This window comes from Anabaena sp. 90, assembly GCF_000312705.1.
GTDB classification, from domain to species: domain Bacteria; phylum Cyanobacteriota; class Cyanobacteriia; order Cyanobacteriales; family Nostocaceae; genus Dolichospermum; species Dolichospermum lemmermannii.
Genome location: NC_019427.1, coordinates 1,996,535 through 2,020,624 on the forward strand (window position 1 = coordinate 1,996,535; position 24,090 = coordinate 2,020,624).

The following is a 24,090-nucleotide window of genomic DNA, read 5'->3' on the forward strand; positions in this document are numbered from 1 at the left end:
TATTGCAGCAACAGTCAATATATTTACCAACAAGCTATATTGCCTGATAGATAAAAATAAATTATGTATATAGTTCGTTGATTAATTACAAATTATATGATTTGGAGATGAAAATGTTGTGACAAATCAAGTAAATACCCAATCAGTTCTGACATTTGATGGTCAAGATGACTACATAAATTTTGGCAAAAATGATATTGGTGGTGTGTTTGCTCAGGGGAGTTCAGCCTTTACGATTTCCGGATGGGTGAATCCGCATCAACTCACCAATAAAGCAACTACATACGGGGCACACAATGTATTTTTTGCCCGTTCTTCAGACCGATACAGTGATAATTTTGAATTTGGCATCAGTGAAGAAGGTAATTTAGATGTATACATTGATGAAAATATTGACAATGTTATTAAAACCTTTGGCAATGGAGAATTAACCATCGGACAATGGCACTTCTTTGCCATTGTTTTTAATGGTGGTCAACTGACTATATATCTTGATGACCATGAATATACTGGGTCTTTGACAGGTTCTTCTTTGAACAAAGCAACTAGTCCTATAACCATGGGGGCGACTTTACACAATAATGTATACTTTACAGGACAGTTGGCAAATATTAGCGTCTGGAATTATCCCTGCACTCAAGACCAAATCCAAACGCATCGCTCTAGTCCTCTAGTCGGAAATGAACCAGGATTAGTAGCCTACTGGAGATTAAACGAAGGAGAAGGAACAACTGTCCAAGACCAGAGTGGAAATACCCATAATGGAACCTTGTATGGTGATCCCAGTTGGAATTTAGCACAAGTTCTATTTGCGATCGCACAATCATCCAGCGAGGGACACAGACCAAGTAGTTCACCTGCAGAGATAGCCGAAATCGCCCAAACTACCGAATACCCAATCCCAGACAATATTCAACAACAGGAACAAGCGCAAACACCCTCTCAAGAGGAATCGAAACAAACTATGAATAATACAGCAAATCCCAAATATAAAATACTTGCTATTGATGGCGGTGGTATTCGGGGTATTATCCCCGCAATCATCTTAACTGAAATTGAAAAGCGGACACAAAAACAGATTTTTAGTTTGTTCGATTTAATTGCAGGTAGTTCCAGCGGAGGAATTCTCGCACTCGGACTAACTAAACCGCGATTAGATTTAGCAGGATCTGATAGCCCACCCGTCGCCCAATACAGCGCTGAAGAACTTCTGCAAATATATTTGGAATATGGGGCTGAGATATTTTACGAGCCATTCTGGGAACAATTACTCGGACAGCTAGAGGATATATTCGTTCAACCAAAATATTCTTCAGAGGGGAGAGAAGAAATTATCAAGCAATATTTTGGCGACAGCCCTTTAGAAAATAATCTCAAAGAAGTTTTCGTAACGAGCTACGATATCGAGCAGCGAATTCCCATATTCTTTACTAATAAGCTCGAAAAACAACAGACTAAATCGAAAAAGTTTCGCAAGTTATGCCTAGGTTTTACGCTCACAGATGCAGCATTGGCAACTAGTGCAACTCCGACTTATTTTGCTCCCTATCGTGTTTCCAGTTCCCATAATACCAACGGCTTCTATACATTAGTGGATGGGGGATTAGTTGCGAATAATCCCGCTAATTTGGCTATTTTAGAAGCGCAAATTAGTAGGCAAGAAAATCAACAAGCCCTGAATATGGAGGATATCTTGGTAGTATCCTTGGGTACCGGTTCCCTGACCAGTGTCTACCCTTATGACCAAGTGAAAAATTGGGGACTATTGCAATGGACAAAGCCGCTGTTAAATATGGTGCTTGACGGCGGGAGTGAAGTAGTAGCTGGAGAATTAGAACGGTTGTTTGAGGCTACTAATAAAGGTCATAAAACTTCTTATTATCGGTTTCAACCATTCTTAAAAAGTGAACTCGAAGATATAGATAATGCCAAACCAGAAAATCTGCGCCAATTACAAACTTTAGCGAATATACTGATTCAAGAAAAAAATCAAGAAATCGATGAATTGTGTAGTATCTTGTCAAGTTAGGGACTGCCAAAATAAAAAATATCCCATATTTAGGGTGCGTCAGCCGAACGGTTATTAATTGAAATCACAGATTGATAAGATTGTCAGCAAAAGTATCACAATTTTAGGTAATTACAATGGACGAAATCGTTAAAAAATTGGCTGGTCTGGGTCTTCCTGGCATAATTCTCGTGGTTTTAGCAGTTTCATCAGCAGGTAGTAATGCTGCTATTATTGCTACCCTCACATCTGTGGGAGGACCGTTTGGTATCCTCGGAGGTATAGGTCTGCTTGGTCTGACAACAGTTGTAGGGGATACTGTAGCAGGCTATGGAATTGAAGCTATTCTCAAGGCTATATATACAGAACGTAGCAAAACCGAATCAGTCAGATTTCTGCTCAAAGAAATTAAAGATTTGCCCATTTCAGACGACCTAAAACTCAAACTGAAAAATCACCTCAGTCCCGAAGCCAATACTTCTGCTGAAGCACCAGCACAACCAAGGGAAGTGGAAATTGTCGAGGAATAATTTCTGGATTTACCCTTCTGTCACAGTCAGTAACTCAGTCCCTTTAGGACTGAGCTTGCCAGAAAAGCAGAAACTTACACAAATATAGTTCTGTTTCCCTTTTTTATAGGATAACTTGGTAAGCGTAAAACTCAGTGGCTTTAGCCGGAGAGATATAAGCGACACAGACGAATTTATTCGCCTTCAGTCTTCATTTTTTCTATAAGCTTATCGGTAAATTCTCTTAATCGTTCTTGCCAGTCTGGGACGGCTTTTAACTTTGCCTTGACTCCAGGCAACACTTTAAAGCAAACAGGGTCTTTATCAAATGGCTGTTTACTTGTGAAACCTAATTTGTTATTTTTCTGGAATGGCATTGCTATTTAGTAAATATGTTGATATACTAACAATATCACAACATTGCAGGTCGAACAATGTCTAAGGCTAAAAAGTTAATGGGAGTTCAACAAGTTTTGTTATCCCCAGACAACGAAACAAAAGCGGTATTAGAGTATCTTTGTCAGCAATCAGGCAAAATTTATAATAGTGGTGTTTACTTTGCTCGACAGACGTTTTTCAAAACTGGAAAGTTATTAACTAACAAGTTTGATTTGATTTACGAAAAATCCATCAGTAAATCACTTGTCGCCCAGTCAATGCCATCAGTTCCAATGCAGCAGACTCTAATATCAGTGGCAGAAGGTTTTAAATCTTTTAAAGAATTGCGCTCTTTGTTTCTCGAAGGACAATTACACTTTAAACCTAAAGCACCAGATTACTTGACAGGTTCTAAACTTTTTAAGGTTGCTTATCCAACTTCAGGAGGACAACCTCCAACATTAATTAACGGACAACTTAGATTTTCATTAGGAACAACTGTTAGGCGATGGTTTGGTATTTCTGACTTCTTTCTGACAATGCCTTCAAACATTGATTACTCAAAGGTTAAAGAATTTACTATCCTCCCTAAAAATGGTGCTTTCTACTTGGAAATTTCTTATGAAGTCAAGAGACAAAAACATGATTTAGACATCAATCAAGCTTTATCAATTGATTTGGGAACTGCTGACAATTTAGCAGCTTGTGTTGATACTTTGGGTAATTCCTTGTTGATTGATTCTCGTTCAATGAAAGCGATGAACCAGCTTTGGAATAAACAAGTATCAACTCGCAAAGAGGGGAAACCTGAAGCTTACTGGGATAACTGGTTAGACCGAGTAACCCGTAAACGCAACCATCAAATGAAAGATGGCGTTAATAAAGCTGCAAAACTAATTATTGACCACTGCCTAAAATACGGTATTGGCACATTAGTCATTGGCTGGAATGAAGGCTTTAAATCTAACGCTAATATGGGTAGATTGAACAATCAGAGGTTTGTTCAAATGCCTCTAGGAAAGCTTAAAGACCGACTAAAGCAACTATGTGATTTACATGGGATTAGATTTCAAGAAACTGAAGAATCTTATACGTCAAAAGCATCTTTCTTAGATGGAGACTCCCTGCCCGTTTATGGTCAGAAACCAGAAGGGTGGAAAGCATTACTGTTAGCGCGTTAAACGTGGATTGTATCAGTCAGCTAATGGTTCAATTGTTAACGCTGATCTAAATGGTGCAGCGAATATTTTGCGAAAAGTAGCGGGAAGATTAGGTCTTTCACTTAATCAACTCAGTAGACGATCCTTGACAATCGTAGCGAGAATTAGACTTTGGGTTTTGCCTAAAACTATTCTGTCCGCAGAATCTCAGTGTCTTTAGACCTGAGAGTGTCAATGACAAATGGTGTGGTCTTTGTTTGTGCTATTTTTATTATCTTTTCTTTTACTGTGGGTTATCTTTTGGGTGGTCCTGGTATTGATACTCAAAGAGTTCTAGGAGTAGGAACTGCACAACGCAATTTTGCCGCAGCATTGTTAATAGGTACGAGTAATTTTGATGATCCGAATGTGATCAGTGTGATTATGGTGACGAGTTTATTAATGATGGTATCTGTTCTGATTTTGGGTAAAAACTTACCAGAATTAGATCAAGGACTGGGTGTAGATTTAGAAAAGGTAGAGGTTTCGTGATGACATAATTGCTGGTTATGGAGTTGGTTTTTTTGGCTAATGATATGTATGACGATGCTTACAGCAGATTTCGCTCTAATGAGGTACTTATGTAGCGGGCAAGATGCCCGCACTACAAGAGTTTCATGATTCAAGTGGGTTTTGTCTGTGTAGCTGAGATTTATAATCGTCAGGACTTAATATTACATCCTTTCTAAAACCTTAATTCCTAACAAAGATAATCCCAACTTGAGAGTTTTTGCAGTTAAATCACATAACATTAACCGTGAAGTTCTTGCAGGTTCTTCTGATTTGAGAACAGGGCAATTTTCATAAAATTTGTTAAACTTATCGCTGAGTTGATACAAATAATCACACAAACGATTTGGTAATAAATCCTGTTCTACTTCCTTAATTACTTCATCAAGTTGCAGCAGATGTTTAGCTAAAGTTAATTCTGCATCTTCTTTCAGCAAGATTTGGCGATTTATTCCTAAGTTGGTAAAATCAATATTCCCTTGACGACTAATTCCTTGAATTCTCACATAAGCATAAAGAAGATAAGGGGCTGTATTGCCTTTGAGAGATAACATTTTGTCATAACTAAAGACATAACTACTGGTGCGATTTTGGCTTAAATCAGCATATTTAACCGCACTAATCCCCACAACTTCCGCAACATTTTGCATAAATTCTTCTGTTTCTGTGCGTTCATCTTCTTGTAATCTATTTTCTATGTCTGCACGAGCGCGGTTAATAGCTTCATCTAACAAATCTCGTAACCGCACAGTATCCCCAGAACGAGTTTTGAATTTTTTGCCATCTTCTCCTAATACTAACCCAAAAGGAACATGAACTAATTCCACATCTTCAGGAATCCAATTTGCTTTTCTTGCGACTTGGAAAAATTGGGCAAAGTGGTTAGATTGTCCTTCGTCTGTCACATAAACAATCCGCTTGGCTTTATCTTCTTGAATGCGATAACCTAAAGCTGCTAAATCTGTGGTTGCATAATTATAACCACCGTCAGTTTTTTGGACAATTAAAGGTAAAGGATTACCTTCCCTATTTGTAAAACCATCTAAGAAAACACATTTTGCCCCTTGGCTTGATTCTAATAATCCCGTTGTTGCTAAATTTTCCACAACTTTTGGTAATAATGGATTATAAAAAGATTCACCTCTTTCTATTAATTCAACATTGAGTAAATCATAAATAATTTGAAATTCTTGTCGAGATTGTTCACATAACAATTTCCAAGCATGAAGTGTATCTTCCGCACCAGCTTGTAATCTCACAACTTCTTGACGGGAAGTTTCTTGAAAAACTGGATCTTCATCAAATCGCTGTTTGGCTTTGCGGTAAAAATTGACTAGATCTCCAATATCTAAAGCATTTGCAGTAGTAAGTGCGTCTGGATAAACTTCCCGCAAATAGGTAATTAACATCCCAAATTGCGTACCCCAATCACCAACATGATTTAACCGCAAAACATCATGACCACAAAATTCTAAAATTCGGGCAATGGAATCACCAATAATAGTCGAACGTAAATGTCCGACGTGCATTTCTTTAGCAATATTCGGACTGGAAAAATCAACAATTTGCTTTTGTGGATTTGTTGCTGTGGGTATTCCCAATCTAGCATCTATCTGAATCGCGTTAAGTTGTGCTTCTAAATAAGAAGTTTGTAATTTGAGGTTAATAAAACCAGGACCTGCAATTTCTGGAGGTTCACAAATATCAGATACATCTAGTTTACTGACAATTTCCCCAGCGATAATTCTCGGTTGCTTTCCTAACTTTTTACTTAAAGATAAAGCCACATTAGCTTGATAATCACCAAATTTAGGATTACTGGCAGAAACTAAAATTGGATCTGTATTGGTATAATCTGTACCAAAAGCAGCTACTAAAGCCTGTGTTAATTTTAGTTTTAGTTGTTCTTGTGTAGCGTTCATTATGTAAATTGGATCTGTGTCAAAGGTGCTGTAATCCTTGATTTTAACTTGAAAATATGATCAATTAAAGAAAATTATCTAGGATAGATGGTAGCATTCAGCCAGCGTCACCGTTTTTGTGACAAAAGAACCTAAAAATTTTAACCTTGAAGATTTAGTCTGATGGCGGCTAAAATTGTTACGATAACTTCAGATTAGTTGTTGAAACCTTGATTCAATCTGAAACCTTAGAATTACTAGAGTGGCCTCGCTTGTGCCAGCACCTTTCCACCTTTGCGGCAACTAAGCTAGGGGCAATAGTTGCGCGTGACTTGCCGATTCCTGAAACCCAGGTAGAAAGTGAACAGTTATTAGCGCAAACCAAAGAAGTTTACGAACTGGAAAGTCGTTTACATCCAGGATTATCCTTTGAAGGAATCCAAGATATCGGTGATTCCCTAGAACGGGCAATACTTCAAAGTATTTTACCTGGAGAGGAACTATTAGCGATCGCTACCACCCTGGCAGGGACAAGAAATTTACGCCGTGTCATTGATAATCAAGAAAATGTCCCAGTTTTAAACGATTTAGTTTCCCAATTACGAACGTACCCAGAATTAGAACAGGAAATCCACCGTTGTATTGATGAACGGGGAGAAGTAACTGATCGCGCTAGTCAGAAAATGGGGGAAATTCGGGTAGAATTGCGGAAAATCCGCAGCCAAATTACTCAAAAACTCCAAAATATTATCCAAGCAAAATCGGGAGCAATTCAAGAACAGTTAATTACCCAAAGAAGCGATCGCTTTGTCATCCCCGTCAAAGCCCCCCAAAAGGACGCAATTCCCGGCATTGTTCATGACACCTCCACCAGTGGCGCAACCCTGTATATAGAGCCTAGCAGTGTCGTTCCCTTGGGTAATCAACTGCGGCAAATCTTCAGAAAAGAGCAAACCGAAGCCGAAGCCATTCGTCGGACTTTGACGGAGAAAGTAGCCGCAGTTACCCCAGATTTAGAAAGGTTATTAGCCATTGTCACTACCTTAGATCTAGCAGTTGCGAAAGCTCGTTATAGTCTGTGGATAGGTTCTAACCCCCCGCGCTTTATCAATCGCCAAGACAATGAAATTATCACCTTGCGAAATCTGCGCCACCCGTTATTAGTATGGCAACAGCAGCACGAACAAGGAAATCCCGTCATTCCGGTAGATTTGCTGATCAGTCCCCAAATTCGGGTAGTCACCATCACAGGACCAAATACAGGTGGAAAAACGGTAACTTTAAAAACCTTGGGATTAGCGGCTATCATGGCGAAAGTGGGTTTATTTGTTCCTGCCCGTGAACCCGTAGAAATGCCGTGGTTTTCGCAAGTTTTAGCTGATATTGGCGATGAACAATCTTTACAACAGAGTTTATCCACGTTTTCAGGACATATTCGCCGCATTAGTCGAATATTAGAAGCATTGGAGGAGAAAGGAGTCAGGAGTCAGGAGTCAGACTTCGACTTCGCTCAGTCGAACGGAGTCAGGAGAAAGAAAGAAGAAGAGGAAGAAGTCAGGAGAAAGGAAGAGGAAGAGGAAGAGGAAGAAAAAGAAAAAATAAAACTACCAATCCCCAGTCCCCAGTCCCCAGTCCCCAGTCCCCAGTCCCTCGTATTACTGGATGAAGTTGGTGCAGGCACAGATCCGGTTGAGGGTAGTGCATTAGCGATCGCTTTACTCAAATATCTCGCCAATCATACCCAGCTAACAATGGCTAGTACCCACTTTGGCGAACTCAAAGCCTTAAAATATGAAAATCCTCAGTTTGAAAATGCTTCCGTAGAATTTAACGAAACCACCCTTTCACCCACTTATCGGCTATTGTGGGGGATTCCTGGACGTTCCAACGCCTTGAGTATTGCCTTGCGTTTAGGGTTAAAACCAGAAGTAGTAGCAGAAGCGAAAACTCAAGTTGGAGAAGCCACAGACGAGGTAAATCAAGTCATTGCCGGTTTAGAAGCCCAACGTCGCCACCAAGAAACCAAAGCCGCAGAAGCCCAAAAAATATTACGTCAAGCCGAACGATTATATAAAGAAGTTTCTGACAAAGCCGCTGCTTTAGAAGCCAGAGAAAAAGATTTGCGGGCTTCCCAAGAAATTGCCGTTCAACAAGCAATTACCCAAGCCAAAGGCGAAATTGCCCAAGTTATCCGCCGCTTGCAAAAAGGCACACCTAACGCCCAAGATGCCCAACAAGCTACCGCATCCCTAAGTCAAATTGCTCAAAAATATGAGCCAGCCCCGCCACCTAAACCTAAAGCTGGGTTTATGCCCAAAGTCGGCGATCGCGTGCGAATTCCCAAATTAGGGCAAACCGCCGAAGTCTTAACAATTCCTGATGCTGACGGCAATTTCGCCATTCGTTTTGGCATCATGAAAATGACAGTCCAACTCCAAGATATAGAATCATTAGATGGACAAAAACCCGAACCCATAGTTAAAACAAAACCAGCCCCAGCCGTAGTTACACCACCACCAGCCCCAGCCATTCGCACCTCTCAAAATACTGTAGATTTGCGCGGAAAACGCGTAGCTGATGGCGAATATATCTTAGACAAAGCCATTTCTGAAGCCGCTGGACCCCTATGGATTATTCATGGACACGGTACTGGCAAACTAAAGCAAGGAGTTCACGCTTTCTTACAACAACATCCCAGAATTACCCATTACGAACCAGCAGCACAAGCCGATGGTGGTAGTGGTGTCACTATTGCTCATATCTAAAGGGAACAGGGAACAGGCAAAATTATTACAACTAACAACTGTACGGGCGAAGCATTTGGAGAACTATTTTTGGCAATGACCGATAATTTATCTTCCAAATGCTTCGCCCCTACTAACAAATCTCGTTTCCAAATAGGCAACAACACCAGCGTCTTTCAGCTTAATCATCTATGCTAAAAGTTATGCACTCAACCGCTAATTCCACTATACCAAAATCAGCTTGGGAGGATTTAAGTCAACTCCCAGCCTCGAGTACAATTCAATGGGAAAATATCAAAACTCAGTTAGATTTAGTGCTATTAGCCCTAGAGACCTTAACTGGCATTGGTTCAGAGGCAATGCTATCAGCCGCAGTTAGTCTGGATTTAGAATCAAAAGTACCAGATCGGGTAGCCCTGTGGCGATTGCGGCAATCGAATCCCCTTCGCAAAAGTCAAGGAGGACGAAAAAAATTAGATGTAGAAGAAGCGCGATCGCTAGTTTTAATTATCTGTTATCTCGCCAAGCAGCACCAGGAATTAATTCGCCGGGCTGTCGGTTTATTAGAGCAGATGACAGCAAATAAGCAACAACCTCACCAAACTGCGTTATTGGGAGATTATATAGATAGTTTTTGTAATACTTACCAAGAACGCATGGAAGAGGAAGAAGCCACTCCTGGGGATATACTTACCCACCTAGCCCTAAAACTGTTAATAAATTTACTCTTTTATAGTGCCGGCGGTGGACACCGTCGTTTGTGGTTAGCACTCATAGACCTTTCCACAAAATAATTTGTGATTTGCGATTTTCACTCCCAATCTAAAATCCAAAATTCCCTATTTTTTTCGTTGAAATTGTTGTTATGTCTCTATCAAATCCTGTCATTCGTCGCTATACCCCCCCCACTTGCACACTAGAAATCTGGGCGGAAAACTCCCCTTTGTCCCGGTGGACAGACAAAACTATTATTAATGATCCTAGTTTTCGTCTGCAATTTGATGATCCACAACTACCAGAAGCACAGAAAATTATCATCCAGGGTGATCACCAGCAGCTAGAAGTTTTATGTAATATTGTTACTACTTACGTTCAAAAGCTGCTGCAACAATCTGCCGAAGATTTTAGTATCACTTTAGCAGGTAATGATTATCCCCATACAGGATCAGAAGCAGCTCCAGAATCGCCCGATATTCCCCCGTCTGCCTTTCCTACCCAAAATTTACGATCCTTTAACACTCAAATTCCCCAAACGAAAGTTTATTTAGAATCTAGTAGTAATTTAACTCACAAACTCTTTTTTGGTGATCTTGCTAACCAGACATCTGGACAGGTAATTAAACTGAGTTTACTACAACTATTTGATTTAGCAACAGCTTTAGATGAATACACATCTGATATGATTGTTTTACCAACTACTAGTAGTCAAACTGTCAGGCAGAATCTACCTAAGTGGGCCCCTATAGCCGCAGTTTTGGTATTAGCAGCCGGCTTAACACCATTTACCTGGCAATATGCCAAGAATATTCAGAAAAATCGGCAGAGAATAGCTAAAAATAGTCCTGAGTCCGTCAAACCAGTGGCGATAGAACCTTCTGTACAAGACACTACAGCAACGCCGCCACTCCCTTTAATCACGCCTCAGCCCCAACTGATACCACCACTTACTAACTTTAGTACGCCCTTACCGCCGCTTTCCGTTCCTAATACAACTATCCCTGGGACACCAACCACAACATCTCAGCCGTCATTAACCATACCATCCGATACTTCTTCCTATCCTATTCCTCGACAAATTCTTGATAGCCCGAAAGTAGCAAAAGCCATACCAAATTCTTCAAGTATTCTGGCTAAAAAAGGCATGAATACCCCTAAATCTCAGAATTTGCCATCTAATATTTCCCCACCATCTCAGTCTGTTGCCACTATCCCCAACAATAGTTTTAGTAATCTTCCTAACATAATTCCCACTCCTTTTGCTCCGGAATTACCGCAGGATACTGTAGGTATCGCTACGCCAGATCAGCCATCTCCAGCGGAAAATAAAGAGAATTTAATTAGGAAATTAAGAACTGCAACTAAAACTACGTCAGGTACACAAGTTACTAATAATAAGACTTTATTTGATACACCTCAAGTAGCAGAAGCGAGAGAATACCTCAACAAACGTTGGCAACCACCAACTGGTCTCTCTCAAGCCTTAGAATATAGTTTAACATTGGGTATTGATGGTACAATTGAAAAGATTTTGCCCTTAAATAAAGTTGCCAGAGAATACATTGATAGTAGTGGCATTCCCCAAATTGGGAAACCTTTTGTTTCTACTAATAAATCTGGGCAAAACTTGAGAATACGAGTTATTCTCAATCCTGATAGTAAAGTGCAAACATTTCCAGAAACACCATAGGAATTAAAAGAATGCAGAATTTAGAATTTAGAATTTAGAATTACGTTTTGCAACGGGGATTTTACCCCGACGCAAAACCCGCTGCTTGTAGAAGCAGGGGACTTTAACCCCCAAAGGTAAGTTAAAAATTATAAAAAAAGGGAACGGGGAACAGATAAGAAACTTTGGTTCTGAGTTCAGAGCTTCAGTCAAAAAAAAGATGTTTTTAAAAGATGCGTAGCCCGAAAAAAACAGTGTCATTATTTCAATTTCATGTTTTTAAACATGAGTTTTTTCTGTTCCCTGTTGCTTCGGAGTTCCCTCTGAACTAATAATTTTGCTTCGATTGCTCTTTGCTAAATTATAAAATCTAAATAGGTTAATTAGAAGAGGACATTTTATCTAGGAAAATCTTGGTGGTACTATCTTCTACTCTCGTATAAATATAAGTTTCCGGCTCTTTGATTTTGTGAGTTTTGAAGATTTTTTCGGCACGCTCCCATAAATCTGCATCCTCACCATAGGGAATATTATTAAATCCCTTTAATTCAAAAAACATCGGTCTTTTTCCAAAAAATGTAGCACCGACAACGCATTCTCTAATATTAATTGTTTGATCAGGTTGAAAATAATCAGGAACAGAAAATTCCTCCTCAATTTCACATCCACCTTCAATCAAATCAATCTCTGGATTAGCCTGCATAAATTCCAGCCGCGACTCTAGATGATGGGGTTTATAGGTATCGTCACTGTCAATAAACGTGATATAGTTACCAAAAGATGCTTGAATACCCGCATTTCTGGCGTAAGCAGCTTTCCGATTTTGATGTTTAAGATAACGGATATTATTAAATTTTTGTAAGTAACTATTGACAATTTCAAAAGTATGATCTTGGCTACCATCATCCACTACAATTAATTCAAAATCCTGAAAAGTTTGCTGAAGGACGCTATTTATGCAGTCGTTTAAGTATTTTGCTCGATTGTAGGTACATAAAATAATCGAGATTGTCGGCTTAGGGTCAAAATTTATACTAGGCATTTTTTTGAGGTTGAACAAAAGTTCCCTGAAATTAGGTATAACTCGCATATTATACGTTATTTATGGATTACTATAAAAATCACCCATTTGTTCAAAATCATTAAATATTATGAATCAAAATCAGCTTATTCAACAAGAGTTAAATCCTCAAATTACAGTTGTTATGCCAGTGTATAATGGCGAAAAATATCTTGATACAGCAATCAAGAGTATTTTAAATCAAACGTTTACGAATTTTGAATTTGTCATTGTAGATGATGCTTCAACAGATAGCAGCGCAAGAATCATTAATTCCTATAAAGACAAACGCATCAAATTAATTCAAAACAATGTTAATTTGGGGATACCCACAACTAGAAATAAATGTTTGCAAGAATCATCAGGTGAATACATTGCTGTTTTAGATTGTGATGACTATGCATATCCATCAAGATTAGCAGAACAATTTGAGTTTATGGAAAATAACCCAGACTTTGGTATGGTTGGGTCTTGGGTTGAATTAATGGATGATCATGATAATTTGACGGGTGAAGTATGGAATGAGGAAGAACCCGATCAAAAAATTCCTTGTAGGCTGTTATTCCATAACTATTTTGCTCATTCAGCGGTTTTGATGAGAAGAAGTGCAATCAACGCAGTTGAGATAAATGGAGAGGTTTATAGAAAAGATTATCCAAATGCTCAAGACTATGATCTATGGGTAAGAATATCAAAAAAATTCAAAGTTTGGAATCTTCCCAAAGTTTTAATTAAATATCGTGTACATTCTCATTGTATAAGTCTAAAAGCCGCAAATTTAGTTGAAAAATTGACCTGTAAAATAGTTACTGATCAAATCAATGATTTAGGTATTCAACCCACGGATAAAGAATTAGCATTACATAGACAAATAGGATCTTATAATCCCCAGGAAATTGATACATCTATAGAGTACATGAAAGAAGTAGCAAATTGGTTGACAATACTCAGAAACGCTAATAATAACACAGGTTTATACAATCATCATGATTTTAATCAAGTTCTAGCAGATTTACAGTTATTTATATTTTGTCATTGTCTTAAACAACAAGAAATGGAACTACACAGATTAGAATTGATTATCTCATAGCAATACCTTGTCCAAATTGGAAAAAGCCTTGATTTGTAGGTTGGGTTAAGCGACAGCGCGACCCAACACCCCATCACAAAGAGGCCTATGTCTATGGGCAAAAATGCAATATTCCTTGTTCAGCATCTAATATTGCTTTTACCCCCACAGGTAAAGCAGCATTGGGGCTATCATGACCAAAGGGGAGATTAGAAACTATGGGAATACCCAAATCACCCAAACAATCGCGCAAAACTTCCTCTACAGTAAAACTAGGTATATTAGGTGGGGCTTCACACTTAGTAAACCCTCCCAAAGCAATACCACGAACTTTAGATAAAGCCCCGCTCAAACGCCACTGTGTCAACATCCTATCAATGCGATAAGGTGTTTCTGTCACATCTTCCCAGGCTAATATTACACCATCGAGGTCGGGTAAAATCGGTGTTCCTAAAAGATGGGTTGCTACTGTCAGATTACCAGGAAGCAAGATTCCTGTTACTGTACCACCACCCCAACCACAACCTTTTAAAGGTGCGAGGGGACGACCTTCTACTATGTCCAATAACCGCTTGATTGACCATTCTGACTCATTGGCTAGGGTAGTCATGACGGGACCATGTACACTGGCAATTCCGGCGTTATAGAGACTCCAAAGCAGGGCTGTGATGTCAGAAAAGCCAATTAACCATTTAGGGGTAATGGTATTTTCTTGCCAAGTCCAATCTTCTAAAATCCGGGTGCTACCAAAACCACCTCTCGCGCAGAGGATTCCCTGACATTCGGGATCTTGCCATGCTGTGGCTAATTGTTGACGACGGTGGGCATCTGTACCAGCTAGATAACCATGTCTATCATTGAGATTGTCGCCAATTTTAATCCGATAGCCGTGGGACTTCCAAATTTCCACACCTTGATTAAAAGCCTCAACTTCTCGCAATGCACCACTGGGGGCAATGACGCGCAGTAAATCACCGGGTTTGAGGGGTGGGGGTTTGAGGGTAGATTTGAGATTTTGAATGTTAGACATCAAGAGAATTACTGGCGGTTGTTAAATTTAAATTAGATCAAGAATCCACGGTAAAAGCCATACTGTAAGAGACTCTTAACTCTTAACTCCTGACTCCTGACTCCTGACTCCTGACTTCTGTGATAGTAGGTTTCTGATTTCCGCCGATATTTTCCCGTTGGTTAATTAAATAAATACTGATTAAGGTCAGAAAAACCCCAAACCATTGAATAGTAGTCAGGACTTCATTGAGAAAAATATAACCAAATATTAAAGCAAAAACGGGTGTGAGAAAAGTCAGAGAACTTAAACTGGTGAGATTGCCACTAGAGGCAAAGTAGAAAAATAATCCGTAAGCGATCGCACTGCCAAATACAGTAGCATAACTTAATGCCAACCAGTCCGATAGGACAAGATTTTCCCACTGTTGAGATTCTAATACTGAAGAAATTCCCCACAAAGGCAAGCCACCGATAATTGTATGCCATCCTGTAGCTGTTACTGGATCTACATATCGGCACACAAAGCGAATCATCACTGTTCCCACAGCCATTGATAAAGCTGCCAGTAACATTAACCACTCACCACTATCAAATAACTGTTGCCAATTATCTGTAGAGATGGTGATTCCTGATGCAAAAAGATGGAAAATCAACTCTTGAGGTAAACCAATCAAACTAATTCCTGTGATTCCCAAACCTAACCCTAACCATCCCCATAATCCAATATGTTCTTGAAATAACCACAGGGAAAGTAAAGCTACTGCTAGGGGTTGGGAGTCTATCATGACCGAACCTAAACCAGCATTGGTTCTGACTAAACCTTCAGCTAAAAAGCCTTGAAATAAAGTGCCATCAACTAAAGCAAATATAATAATCCACAACCACCCTAACCAACTTTGAGGTTGAGGTTTACCCATAAATGCAGCCACCATGAGAATTAACACCCCCGCAGGTATTAATCTGACTCCAGCCATAAATAGGGGTGTGGTGTGAGGAATTACGCCTTTCATTGCCACCATTGCTGTACCCCAAAGGAAAAAAGGAGCAATTAATAGTAGATACGCGAGGGGATTTTTAGATCCACTGAGTTGCACTTGCATGAGATGATTGTGGTTTTTATGAATAGATGAAAAAATTAGTTTAACTGATTTTACGGTTTTTAAAGTCTTGGTGAGTGGAAATAAGATTTTAATAAGTATTAACCGCAGATGAACGCAGATGAACGCAGATAAAGATGGATGAATTCAGGGATTTTAGGATGCTGTTAGGAGAATGTATGATTACAACTAAACCCAGGGTTGAAGATAGTTTTGGGATGACATTAGCACCATTGTCTGTGGAAGAAATCTACAGTCAGGCAGATAATCCTGCTAATGGTGCGGTGGTAGTAATGAGTGGTATGGTTCGTAATCAAACTGATGGTAAGTCTGTGGTAGCTTTGGAATATCAAGCTTATGAACCAATGGCTTTGCAGGTATTTTATCAAATTGCTGATGATATTCGTGATCAATGGCCTGAGGTGAGTCGGGTGGTGATATATCATCGCATTGGTAGATTGTCTGTTGGGGAAATTAGTGTGGTTGTGGCTATCGGTTGTCCTCATCGTGGTGAGGCTTTTGCCGCTTGTGAGTATGCTATTAATACATTAAAACACAATGCGCCGATTTGGAAAAAGGAACACTATAGCTTGCTGGGTGAAGATGGTTCTCCAATAGCAGAGTCTAGTTGGGTATCTATTAAAGATTGTAAACACTGAGAGGATGTTTGAAAAGTTTTGAATGTATAAATTGACCCCTCTCCAAACCTCTCCCCGACGCGGGGAGAGGCTCTGAAAACCCCATTCCCTGGTAGGGAAGGGGGCAGGGGGGTTAGGTTTTTGGAGATTATGGGTTTCATCTGATACTTTTCAAACAACCTCTAAGAAACCAAGAAAAATACATTGGTTATTGATTGTAATATAGGTTGGGTTGTTCGCGTCAACGTTGCGAAGCAATGGAACTAAACCCCATATTAACCGTAAGATACCAATAAATGGTGTTGGGTTTCCTTGCGTCAACCCAACCTACTTACTAGGTGAACACAATAAAACTAAACTGTGTAAAGAAATGTAAAATCGCTGAAAACTTCTTTACTCTTGCCTCTTGCCTCTGGTTACTGAGCGAAGTCGAAGTATTGCCTCAAGCCTAGTGCTATGACGACAATTTTCAACGCCAACCTACTAATACTACTTAACGGGGATAGAATCAACATCCACAGTTTCACCAGCCGCAGGGGCATGATTAGCCGGATTGCTGGTACTATTTTCTACAGTGCCTTTTTTGGCCTTCCAACCATCAAGAACTAAGGAAGAAACTTCGGAAACGAATAAACTTAACAATAAAACATCATCAATTTGGCCAATAATAGGAATAAAATCTGGAGAAATATCTAAAGGACTAATTAAATAGGCTACCGTGCCGATAATTATCCACCAACGGTATTTAGGATTGCGTAGAGTGTTCCGATACCATGTGTACAGGGATTGAATTGAGAAGTTCATGTTCTTAACCTCCAGTGATTTTTTTATTTTGGCAAATAATCCTCTAAACTCCCGGTGGGAATAACCGTCATATTGTGTATAGAAGATGTTACTCCTGAGTAATTAGTTAGAAAAGTTTGTGAGTAATGCAAAACTCTCTAAAATGAAAATGCTTTGACTATTAGGAATGGAGAGAGGAAACCCACACAGTGGATATTTTAGATTTATTTAAGAAAGGCGGGCCCTCCATGTGGCCTTTGCTAGTTTTATCAGTCCTATCAGTAAGTGTGATTTTTGAACGGCTGTGGTTCTGGTTACGGATTCTTGCTCAGGAAAAAGAAATAGTCAATCGGGTTCTGGATGCTGCTGGTGAGGATTGGGGCATCGCTGAAGCAATAGCTGAACAAGCCAAAAATCAGCCCATTGGCAGATTTTTATACGCACCTTTAAGCTTACAAAAAAGTGATCCAGAAACCTTTAGATTAGCCCTAGAATCCACCGCAGCGGACGAAATAGCCGGAATGCGTCGGGGTGAAAAACTTTTAGAAGCGGTGATTGCCCTTTCGCCACTGTTAGGATTATTGGGTACAGTTCTGGGTTTGATTCGTTCTTTAGGTGCAATTCGCATTGGTGATTTGGGAACTGAATCTACAGCCGGTGTCACCACGGGGATTGGGGAATCGTTAATTAGTACAGCAGCGGGATTAATAGTAGCGATCGCTAGTTTAGTATTTTACCGCCTATTTCAGAGTTTTGTTGTTAACCAAGTTAAAATTTTCAACAAAGCTGGTAATGAAATGGAACTGCTTTACCGTCAATATCCTCCCGAACCTAAAACAATTAACACAGAAAGATTCTCAAAACGCACCTCTAAAAATTTCGATTCATCTTCTCAGTTAGAATCAAAAACATTTATCCAAGAACCGGAAAATGAGCCAGATGATACAGATAATTACAGTTTAAACCTGGGAAATTCAGCAAATTTACCAGATGACAAGGTTGATAATGCCAATTTGAAATCTGGAGAAAAACAAGAAGATGAAAGTTAAGCTAGATACTCCGACTGAAGACGTTCAGATTCAAATTATCCCCTTAATTGATGTTGTTTTTTGTATTCTGACATTCTTTCTCTTAGCAGCTTTACAATTTACTCGTCAACAAGCAATTAATGTTGACTTACCCAAAGCTAGTACAGGCGAAAATTCTGCGGCTAATTCCCAAATTAAAAGCAAAATATTACCTGTAACAATTGATGCTATTGGATTGACTTACATCGAAAAAGAACCTGTGAAACAGGAAGAATTAGAAGCACGTTTAAAACAATATATCCAAGCCAATCCAGATGGAATTTTAGTATTGAATGCGTCGCGGACAGCTACTTATAACGACGTGATTCAAACATTGGATTTGCTGAGAAAAGTAGGAGGAAATCGTGTATCTTTGGGAATTATCCCCGGTTCATCTCAACCACTGACAAATTCACCCAATTTCCCAACTCCTCCCATAAATAATAATCCCACCATCCCAGGAATTAACTCACCTGACAATTTGAGGTCTTTACCACCGGTTAACCCAAATCCCCTTCCCACAGCCGGGAACGGAATTAATCCCGGTACTTTACCTCAAGCGCCTGTAACACCAGGAACTAATAATTCTTCTCCTCAAAATTAAAACCATTTTGTGAGAAATTTTGGATATTTCTTCCCCATATTTTCCTCAATAATTAGGAATTTATGGGGATATTTTTAGGTAAATTTAAATAAGTGTATCTAGGAGAAAAAACCATGAAAGCGATATTAATGACAGCAGCGGGTAAACCGGAAGTTTTAGAATTACAAGAAGTTCCCCAACCCATACCCACAAATAAAGAAATTTTAGTGAGAATTTTGGCGGCTGGTGTTAATCCCATTGACACAAAATTACGTCAAAGGGGGACATTTTACCCTGAACAAATGCCAGCTATTTTAGGATGTGATGGTGCAGGTATAGTGGAAGCTGTGGGTAATGATGTCCAAAAATTTGGCGTTGGTGACGAAGTATATTTTTGCTATGGTGGTTTGGGTGCAAAATCTGGAAATTATGCAGAATATACCATTGTTGATGAAAGATTTGTAGCCTTTAAACCCAAATCGGTTTCTTTCACCGCAGCAGCAGCAGCACCTCTGGTTTTAATCACTGCTTGGGAAGCTTTATATGAACGGGGAAGACTTGAACCAGGAGAAAAGGTATTAGTTCATGCTGGTGCGGGTGGTGTTGGTCATGTGGCTATTCAATTGGCTAAACTCAAAGGTACAGAGGTAGCGACTACGGTTAGTTCTCTAGAAAAGGCTAATTTTGTCACTCAACTTGGTGCGGATAAAATCATTTTTTACAAAGAAACTGATTTTGTCGCATCTGTATTAGAGTGGACTAATGGTGAAGGTGTAGATTTAGTTTTTGATACTGTTGGTGGTGATACTTTTGAAAAATCTTTTCCCGCAGTGCGACTTTATGGGGATATTGTGACTATTCTTGAACCGAAAGCTAACACTGTTTGGAAAGTTGCTAGAAATAGAAATCTCCGCATTGGTTTAGAATTAATGTTAACACCGATGTTGTTAGGAAATGTGGAAGCGTTAATACATCATGGAGATATTTTACAAGAATGTGCTAATTGGATAGATGAAGGGAAGTTAAAAATTGAAGTTAGTCAGACGTTCCCTTTAGCGTCAGCAGCAAAAGCACACGCTTTAGTGGAAACTGGTTCTGTGCTGGGTAAGGTTGTTTTGTTAAATTAATCATTAAGTAGGGAATTTGTTGAGATTGTTTTGTCACTTTAGTTATTTACAAAGATGGGATTTTTCTCAACTTTGGCAAATAAAAAACACCGTTAAAAAAATAAACTTATTATCTGCGAAATTAGGAAAAATCATCATATCTAATTCCGCAGTAATATTGTTTATTTGTATATTTGCTATATTTTTATTTCCTATTCCTACTTTTGCAGTCCCAAATGAACCCATAACTTTAACTTGGGAATTATTACAAGAACGAGTTAAAACACCAATTTTGCGAGATGGTAATTTAACTGTAGATTTAAGGAAAATGGTAATTGATTTACGTCCAGAAAATGGTATTTTCCGAGATGATTTTTACCAATTACTCAGAAAAGAATTACAAAAAACTGGTGCGACGGCTTTGGGTTTAGATTTGAGTAATTCTGTAATTGAAGGTGATTTTTATGGGAGTGATTTGGGTTTAAGAACTCCTGTTTATGCTCAAGGTATAGCCCAAATTTTCACACATACAGAACGGGAACAGTTAGAAAGTTTACGTTCTGTATGTTTGCAATCTTTAACAAGGGCTTTTCCTAATTCTAAAGATTGTAAATCTTTGTTGAATAATCAGTCAAATAATTCTAGTAGTATTTCTGTGTTTCGTGGGGCTTTAATTATGGTAGAAAGTCGTTTTAATGGTGAGGTAAAATTTCCGAATACGTTCTTTCTGCAATCTGTAAATATTCAAGGGGCAAATTTTTTAAAACCTACTAATTGGGAGGAATCAAGATTTAGTAGAACTGTGAGTTTTAATGGGGCTATTTTTCACGCTCTTAGTAGTTTTCAAGGTAGCATTTTCTTTGACAAAGCTAATTTTCAAAATGTCAAATTTCTAGATGCTACTAATTTCCAAGGTGATGTATTTTGTGATGATGCAAAATTTAATCAAGGAAAATTTCAACAAATAGTTAGGTTTAATAGTAGTTATTGGCAAGAAAATGCTGATTTTTCTAGTGTGATTTTTAATAATCAAGTAAACTTTAACAGAGCTAATTTTCATCAATTTCTATTCATGAAAGATGCTATTTTTAAACAAGGACTAATTTTTCGAGAATCTGAGTTTAATCAATCTGTGGATTTGCAAAGTGCAAGTATTCTTAATCAAGCTGATTTTAGTGATGTTAACTTTGCGGAAACAGCATTTTTAAATGTTTCTGATTTGGTGTTTAATTCTAATCAAGCGAAAATTTTAGGTAATGTTGGAGAAATTGGCAAAAAGTTGATTGTCCCCACTTTACGCGGTAATCAAAATATTTTGCGGAATTTAAGTCAAAATTTCCGGTTACAACAGCAGGTTAGTGATGCAAATCAGTTAGAATATACAAAACAACGGTTAAGGTTAATTGAATTAAGTCATCAGTTGATAGCTATTAATATTAATACTGCTGCTGTGAATAGGTTGATAAATTTAGGTTTTTCCGCAACCCAAGCGGCTGAAATTCATCAATATCGTCAAATCAAACATTTTCGGAATATTAGCGAGTTACTAGTTTTAGCAGATGTGAATTTAGAAATATATAATCAGTTAAGTGATAGAATTATTGCCACTGAACCTCTGGTTTTTAGTGGGTGGGTAGTTAGATATTTAAGTTGGTTGTTATTGAGTTTATTATTGCTGTTAAGTGGTTATGGGACAAACTTTTGGTTAGTATTTGGTGTGGGTGGTGTAGTTATTTCCTGTTTTGGTGTATTATTTTGGTTAGTTGATCGCTATCGTCGTTTGTCTCCTGTAGCAATTGTTCCTAGATATTATGAAACTGTTTGCATATTATTGAGTTTTATTTGTTTAATATCTGGTAGTTTATTAGCAATTTTTCGGAATTCTGGGAATCCTTGGTTAACTCTACTGTGTTTATTTTTCATTATTTTTCCCTTACCTGGAATTTTATTATGGCGACTTTATCAACAAGGACGTTATCATGATTTAATGGATATTTCCTATTTTCGAGAAGATGGAACATTAAGACAATTAAGATTATTAATTGGGAGATTACCAGTTATTCCTAGAAATCCTAGTTTCCGGGAAAGATATATGCCACTATTATGGGATAAACGTTGGAATTGGCTGAATTATTATGATTTTAGTTTGAATAATTTGGTGAGATTGGGATTTAATGATATTCGTTTACGTGATGAACATTTACCAGGAATTATCTCTACTCTGGCTTGGTATCAATGGAGTTTAGGGTTACTTTATATTATTCTCGCTGGTTGGACTCTCTCGCGGACAATTCCCGGCTTGAATTTATTGATTTATCTCAAATAGATTGAAAATTTTTCAACTTTTATAAAAACAAGAACTTTATTTTTTACCGAATATTCTTGTACAATATACAGACGGTAAAATTACTTATTAATCCCATTCATCACAAGGTTGATAATTTATGACTGTAGCTAGAATTGGCATCATTGGTGGTAGTGGGTTGTATAAGATGGAAGCACTGAAAGATGTGGAAGAAATAGAAATTTCTACCCCTTTTGGTTCACCTTCAGATGCGATTATTCTCGGAACTTTAGAGGAAACACGAGTGGCTTTTTTAGCGCGTCATGGTCGTAATCATACGTTGTTACCTTCAGAGTTGCCATTTCGGGCTAATATTTACGCTATGAAGCAATTGGGGGTAGAATACCTGATTTCTGCTAGTGCTGTGGGTTCTTTGAAGGCTGAAGCTAAACCCCTAGATATGGTAATTCCCGATCAATTTATTGACCGCACCAAGAATCGCATTTCTACCTTCTTTGGTGAGGGAATTGTGGCGCATATTGCTTTTGGTGAGCCGATTTGCCATAATTTGGCGGGGGTTTTGGCTGAAGCGATCGCTTCTTTAAGTTTACCAGATGTTACATTACATAATGGTGGTACGTACGTATGTATGGAAGGACCGGCTTTTTCTACTAAGGCTGAATCTCATCTCTATCGGAGTTGGGATGCTACAGTCATCGGGATGACAAATTTACCAGAAGCGAAGTTAGCCAGGGAAGCGGAAATCGCCTATGCAACGTTGGCGCTGGTGACGGATTATGATTGTTGGCATCCTGATCATGATACTGTGACGGTGGAAATGGTAATTGGGAATTTACATAAAAATGCGGCGAATGCACAAAAGGTAATTCAAGAAACTGTGAAGCGGTTGAGTGCAAATCCCCCTGCTAGTGAGGCGCATTCGGCTTTGAAGTATGCGATTTTGACGAATTTGGAGAAAGCACCAGCAGCAACTAAGGAGAAGTTGGCTTTGTTGTTAGAGAAGTATTTGTAAGGTCATAGGGGATGAGAACTGACTGATTAAATCGGTCTATTCTCTCGCCCATGATAGATGCGTAAAATAATCACATCATCTTCAAGAATAGCGTAGTGAATAATATAGCCGTATTTACCAAAAGAAACTAAAAGTTTTCGTAATCCTGCTACCTCATCTACAATCGCGCCTCGATGTGGATTTTGCTGTAGAGTATCGCTAGAAGAGACTATTGTTTGTACTGCGCGTGCTGCTGCGTTAACATCATTAAGTGCGATAAAATCGTAATGACGATTTAAGTCGTTAATTGCAGTTTGGGTCCAAACTATCTGAGACATCAGCGTTCTTGATTGATTCCTAAGCTATTTACCCATTCCCGCACTCGTTCATGTTCCACCCCTGAACCTGTGCGACGGTAGGCTTCTAGCGCAGATTTACTTTGCTGAATCATGTCGGCTTCAGTGAGAGGTTGAAAATTTAGTTCTGCATCTATTTCGCCATACTCAAGTGATTCTTCTGTGGTTTGAGTAGGTTTATTTGTCAACAACCGCTCAAAATCTTCTAATTCCCCAGATGTACCAGTTAGCCATGTTAAGAGAAGGGTTTTTACTTGTTCTCCAGGTAATGGTTGAAGATGATCTAGAATTTGTTGTCTAATATTACTCGCTATCATAAGTTTTTGATTTTTGTGGTAGCTTTGCCTTCAATATAACATTTTTGGCGTTGGTGATAGATAGCCATATCA

General features: G+C 38.7%; 22 protein-coding genes and 1 pseudogene. 14 read left to right on the forward strand and 9 right to left on the reverse strand.

Annotated features, from left to right (window positions below; genetic code table 11):
* The first annotated feature begins 118 nt into the window (after positions 1-118).
* Positions 119-2,029, forward strand: a complete 1,911-nt coding sequence (locus ANA_RS08835; protein ID WP_015079728.1) for a patatin-like phospholipase family protein — start codon at positions 119-121, stop codon at positions 2,027-2,029.
* Positions 2,030-2,145: 116 nt separating this feature from the next.
* Entirely contained in the window at positions 2,146-2,538 is a 393-nt protein-coding gene (locus tag ANA_RS08840) for a hypothetical protein (RefSeq protein WP_015079729.1), read from the forward strand.
* Between the two features lie 173 nt (positions 2,539-2,711).
* Here ANA_RS08840 and ANA_RS08845 read toward each other — a convergent pair whose 3' ends face one another.
* Positions 2,712-2,894, reverse strand: a complete 183-nt coding sequence (locus ANA_RS08845) for a hypothetical protein (RefSeq protein WP_015079730.1) — start codon at positions 2,892-2,894, stop codon at positions 2,712-2,714.
* A gap of 78 nt (positions 2,895-2,972) precedes the next feature.
* Between ANA_RS08845 and ANA_RS08850 the strand changes: the two are divergent.
* Positions 2,973-4,275, forward strand: a pseudogene (locus ANA_RS08850) (RNA-guided endonuclease InsQ/TnpB family protein).
* 14 nt (positions 4,276-4,289) lie between these two features.
* Positions 4,290-4,586: a hypothetical protein gene (locus ANA_RS08855; protein WP_235081995.1), complete on the forward strand. Its 297-nt coding sequence runs from the start codon at positions 4,290-4,292 to the stop codon at positions 4,584-4,586.
* 182 nt (positions 4,587-4,768) lie between these two features.
* Here the strand turns inward: ANA_RS08855 and argS are convergent, their stop codons facing one another.
* The gene (gene argS, locus ANA_RS08860; protein ID WP_015079731.1) at positions 4,769-6,526 is read right to left on the reverse strand and encodes an arginine--tRNA ligase; all 1,758 of its coding nucleotides are present in this window, start codon (positions 6,524-6,526) and stop codon (positions 4,769-4,771) included.
* Positions 6,527-6,735: 209 nt separating this feature from the next.
* On the opposite strand from argS, the gene ANA_RS08865 reads away from it, so the two are divergent.
* Complete coding sequence (locus ANA_RS08865) at positions 6,736-9,270, forward strand: endonuclease MutS2 (protein WP_015079732.1); 2,535 nt, start codon at positions 6,736-6,738, stop codon at positions 9,268-9,270.
* On the opposite strand, the gene ANA_RS28165 is transcribed toward ANA_RS08865, so the two are convergent.
* Positions 9,267-9,389 carry a hypothetical protein gene (locus tag ANA_RS28165; protein ID WP_256380200.1) on the reverse strand — a complete coding sequence of 41 codons (123 nt, stop codon included), beginning with the start codon at positions 9,387-9,389 and terminating at the stop codon, positions 9,267-9,269. The two genes, ANA_RS08865 and ANA_RS28165, sit on opposite strands and share 4 nt — an antisense overlap.
* A 51-nt stretch (positions 9,390-9,440) precedes the next feature.
* Between ANA_RS28165 and ANA_RS08870 the strand changes: the two genes are divergently transcribed.
* Both ANA_RS08870 and ANA_RS08875 read left to right on the forward strand, forming a co-directional pair.
* Positions 9,441-10,043 (forward strand): DUF3038 domain-containing protein, encoded by a 603-nt coding sequence (locus ANA_RS08870; RefSeq protein WP_015079733.1) that lies wholly within the window; start codon positions 9,441-9,443, stop codon positions 10,041-10,043.
* Between the two features lie 71 nt (positions 10,044-10,114).
* A complete protein-coding gene (locus ANA_RS08875; RefSeq protein ID WP_015079734.1) occupies positions 10,115-11,656 on the forward strand; it encodes a DUF4335 domain-containing protein in 1,542 nt (513 codons plus the stop codon).
* A 358-nt stretch (positions 11,657-12,014) separates the two neighbouring features.
* Here ANA_RS08875 and ANA_RS08880 read toward each other — a convergent pair whose 3' ends face one another.
* Positions 12,015-12,677: a glycosyltransferase family 2 protein gene (locus ANA_RS08880; protein WP_041457867.1), complete on the reverse strand. Its 663-nt coding sequence runs from the start codon at positions 12,675-12,677 to the stop codon at positions 12,015-12,017.
* A gap of 109 nt (positions 12,678-12,786) precedes the next feature.
* On the opposite strand from ANA_RS08880, the gene ANA_RS08885 reads away from it, so the two are divergent.
* Entirely contained in the window at positions 12,787-13,785 is a 999-nt protein-coding gene (locus ANA_RS08885; RefSeq protein WP_015079736.1) for a glycosyltransferase family 2 protein, read from the forward strand.
* A 91-nt stretch (positions 13,786-13,876) separates the two neighbouring features.
* Here the strand turns inward: ANA_RS08885 and ANA_RS08890 are convergent, their stop codons facing one another.
* Both ANA_RS08890 and ANA_RS08895 read right to left on the reverse strand, forming a co-directional pair.
* Positions 13,877-14,794 carry a S66 peptidase family protein gene (locus ANA_RS08890; RefSeq protein WP_015079737.1) on the reverse strand — a complete coding sequence of 306 codons (918 nt, stop codon included), beginning with the start codon at positions 14,792-14,794 and terminating at the stop codon, positions 13,877-13,879.
* A gap of 82 nt (positions 14,795-14,876) precedes the next feature.
* Positions 14,877-15,875 carry a DMT family transporter gene (locus ANA_RS08895; RefSeq protein ID WP_015079738.1) on the reverse strand — a complete coding sequence of 333 codons (999 nt, stop codon included), beginning with the start codon at positions 15,873-15,875 and terminating at the stop codon, positions 14,877-14,879.
* 176 nt (positions 15,876-16,051) lie between these two features.
* On the opposite strand from ANA_RS08895, the gene ANA_RS08900 reads away from it, so the two are divergent.
* Positions 16,052-16,531 (forward strand): molybdenum cofactor biosynthesis protein MoaE, encoded by a 480-nt coding sequence (locus ANA_RS08900; protein ID WP_041458331.1) that lies wholly within the window; start codon positions 16,052-16,054, stop codon positions 16,529-16,531.
* Positions 16,532-16,999: 468 nt separating this feature from the next.
* Here the strand turns inward: ANA_RS08900 and ANA_RS08905 are convergent, their stop codons facing one another.
* Positions 17,000-17,314 carry a YkvA family protein gene (locus ANA_RS08905; RefSeq protein WP_015079740.1) on the reverse strand — a complete coding sequence of 105 codons (315 nt, stop codon included), beginning with the start codon at positions 17,312-17,314 and terminating at the stop codon, positions 17,000-17,002.
* Between the two features lie 188 nt (positions 17,315-17,502).
* Between ANA_RS08905 and ANA_RS08910 the strand changes: the two genes are divergently transcribed.
* The 5 genes from ANA_RS08910 to ANA_RS08930 all read left to right on the forward strand — a co-directional run bounded on the left by ANA_RS08910 (position 17,503) and on the right by ANA_RS08930 (position 23,366).
* The gene (locus ANA_RS08910) at positions 17,503-18,342 is read left to right on the forward strand and encodes a MotA/TolQ/ExbB proton channel family protein (RefSeq protein WP_015079741.1); all 840 of its coding nucleotides are present in this window, start codon (positions 17,503-17,505) and stop codon (positions 18,340-18,342) included.
* Complete coding sequence (locus tag ANA_RS08915) at positions 18,332-18,964, forward strand: ExbD/TolR family protein (protein WP_015079742.1); 633 nt, start codon at positions 18,332-18,334, stop codon at positions 18,962-18,964. Before ANA_RS08910 ends, ANA_RS08915 begins: the two co-directional genes overlap by 11 nt.
* Before the next feature lie 113 nt (positions 18,965-19,077).
* Positions 19,078-20,070, forward strand: coding sequence for a zinc-dependent alcohol dehydrogenase family protein (locus ANA_RS08920; protein ID WP_015079743.1), 993 nt, complete (start codon positions 19,078-19,080; stop codon positions 20,068-20,070).
* 16 nt (positions 20,071-20,086) lie between these two features.
* Complete coding sequence (locus tag ANA_RS08925; RefSeq protein ID WP_015079744.1) at positions 20,087-22,375, forward strand: pentapeptide repeat-containing protein; 2,289 nt, start codon at positions 20,087-20,089, stop codon at positions 22,373-22,375.
* A gap of 118 nt (positions 22,376-22,493) precedes the next feature.
* On the forward strand, positions 22,494-23,366 hold the full coding sequence (locus ANA_RS08930; protein ID WP_015079745.1) for an S-methyl-5'-thioadenosine phosphorylase: 873 nt from the start codon (positions 22,494-22,496) through the stop codon (positions 23,364-23,366).
* 26 nt (positions 23,367-23,392) lie between these two features.
* Here ANA_RS08930 and ANA_RS08935 read toward each other — a convergent pair whose 3' ends face one another.
* Both ANA_RS08935 and ANA_RS08940 read right to left on the reverse strand, forming a co-directional pair.
* Positions 23,393-23,683, reverse strand: a complete 291-nt coding sequence (locus tag ANA_RS08935; protein WP_015079746.1) for a type II toxin-antitoxin system RelE/ParE family toxin — start codon at positions 23,681-23,683, stop codon at positions 23,393-23,395.
* Positions 23,683-24,018, reverse strand: a complete 336-nt coding sequence (locus tag ANA_RS08940; RefSeq protein ID WP_015079747.1) for a hypothetical protein — start codon at positions 24,016-24,018, stop codon at positions 23,683-23,685. Before ANA_RS08940 ends, ANA_RS08935 begins: the two co-directional genes overlap by 1 nt.
* Positions 24,019-24,090 lie beyond the last annotated feature (72 nt).

Excerpts from the sequence above, each read along its gene's own strand:
- ANA_RS08875 (WP_015079734.1), top strand. The coding sequence starts at position 10,115 with ATGTCTCTATCAAATCCTGTCATTCGTCGCTATACCCCCCCCACTTGC.
- ANA_RS08840 (WP_015079729.1), top strand. The coding sequence starts at position 2,146 with ATGGACGAAATCGTTAAAAAATTGGCTGGTCTGGGTCTTCCTGGCATA.
- ANA_RS08855 (WP_235081995.1), top strand. The coding sequence starts at position 4,290 with ATGACAAATGGTGTGGTCTTTGTTTGTGCTATTTTTATTATCTTTTCT.
- ANA_RS08890 (WP_015079737.1), bottom strand. The coding sequence starts at position 14,794 with ATGTCTAACATTCAAAATCTCAAATCTACCCTCAAACCCCCACCCCTC.
- ANA_RS08905 (WP_015079740.1), bottom strand. The coding sequence starts at position 17,314 with ATGAACTTCTCAATTCAATCCCTGTACACATGGTATCGGAACACTCTA.
- ANA_RS08935 (WP_015079746.1), bottom strand. The coding sequence starts at position 23,683 with ATGTCTCAGATAGTTTGGACCCAAACTGCAATTAACGACTTAAATCGT.
- argS (WP_015079731.1), bottom strand. The coding sequence starts at position 6,526 with ATGAACGCTACACAAGAACAACTAAAACTAAAATTAACACAGGCTTTA.
- ANA_RS08880 (WP_041457867.1), bottom strand. The coding sequence starts at position 12,677 with ATGCCTAGTATAAATTTTGACCCTAAGCCGACAATCTCGATTATTTTA.
- ANA_RS08895 (WP_015079738.1), bottom strand. The coding sequence starts at position 15,875 with ATGCAAGTGCAACTCAGTGGATCTAAAAATCCCCTCGCGTATCTACTA.
- ANA_RS08870 (WP_015079733.1), top strand. The coding sequence starts at position 9,441 with ATGCTAAAAGTTATGCACTCAACCGCTAATTCCACTATACCAAAATCA.
- ANA_RS08900 (WP_041458331.1), top strand. The coding sequence starts at position 16,052 with ATGATTACAACTAAACCCAGGGTTGAAGATAGTTTTGGGATGACATTA.
- ANA_RS08915 (WP_015079742.1), top strand. The coding sequence starts at position 18,332 with ATGAAAGTTAAGCTAGATACTCCGACTGAAGACGTTCAGATTCAAATT.
- ANA_RS08930 (WP_015079745.1), top strand. The coding sequence starts at position 22,494 with ATGACTGTAGCTAGAATTGGCATCATTGGTGGTAGTGGGTTGTATAAG.
- ANA_RS08885 (WP_015079736.1), top strand. The coding sequence starts at position 12,787 with ATGAATCAAAATCAGCTTATTCAACAAGAGTTAAATCCTCAAATTACA.
- ANA_RS08940 (WP_015079747.1), bottom strand. The coding sequence starts at position 24,018 with ATGATAGCGAGTAATATTAGACAACAAATTCTAGATCATCTTCAACCA.
- ANA_RS08920 (WP_015079743.1), top strand. The coding sequence starts at position 19,078 with ATGAAAGCGATATTAATGACAGCAGCGGGTAAACCGGAAGTTTTAGAA.
- ANA_RS08845 (WP_015079730.1), bottom strand. The coding sequence starts at position 2,894 with ATGCCATTCCAGAAAAATAACAAATTAGGTTTCACAAGTAAACAGCCA.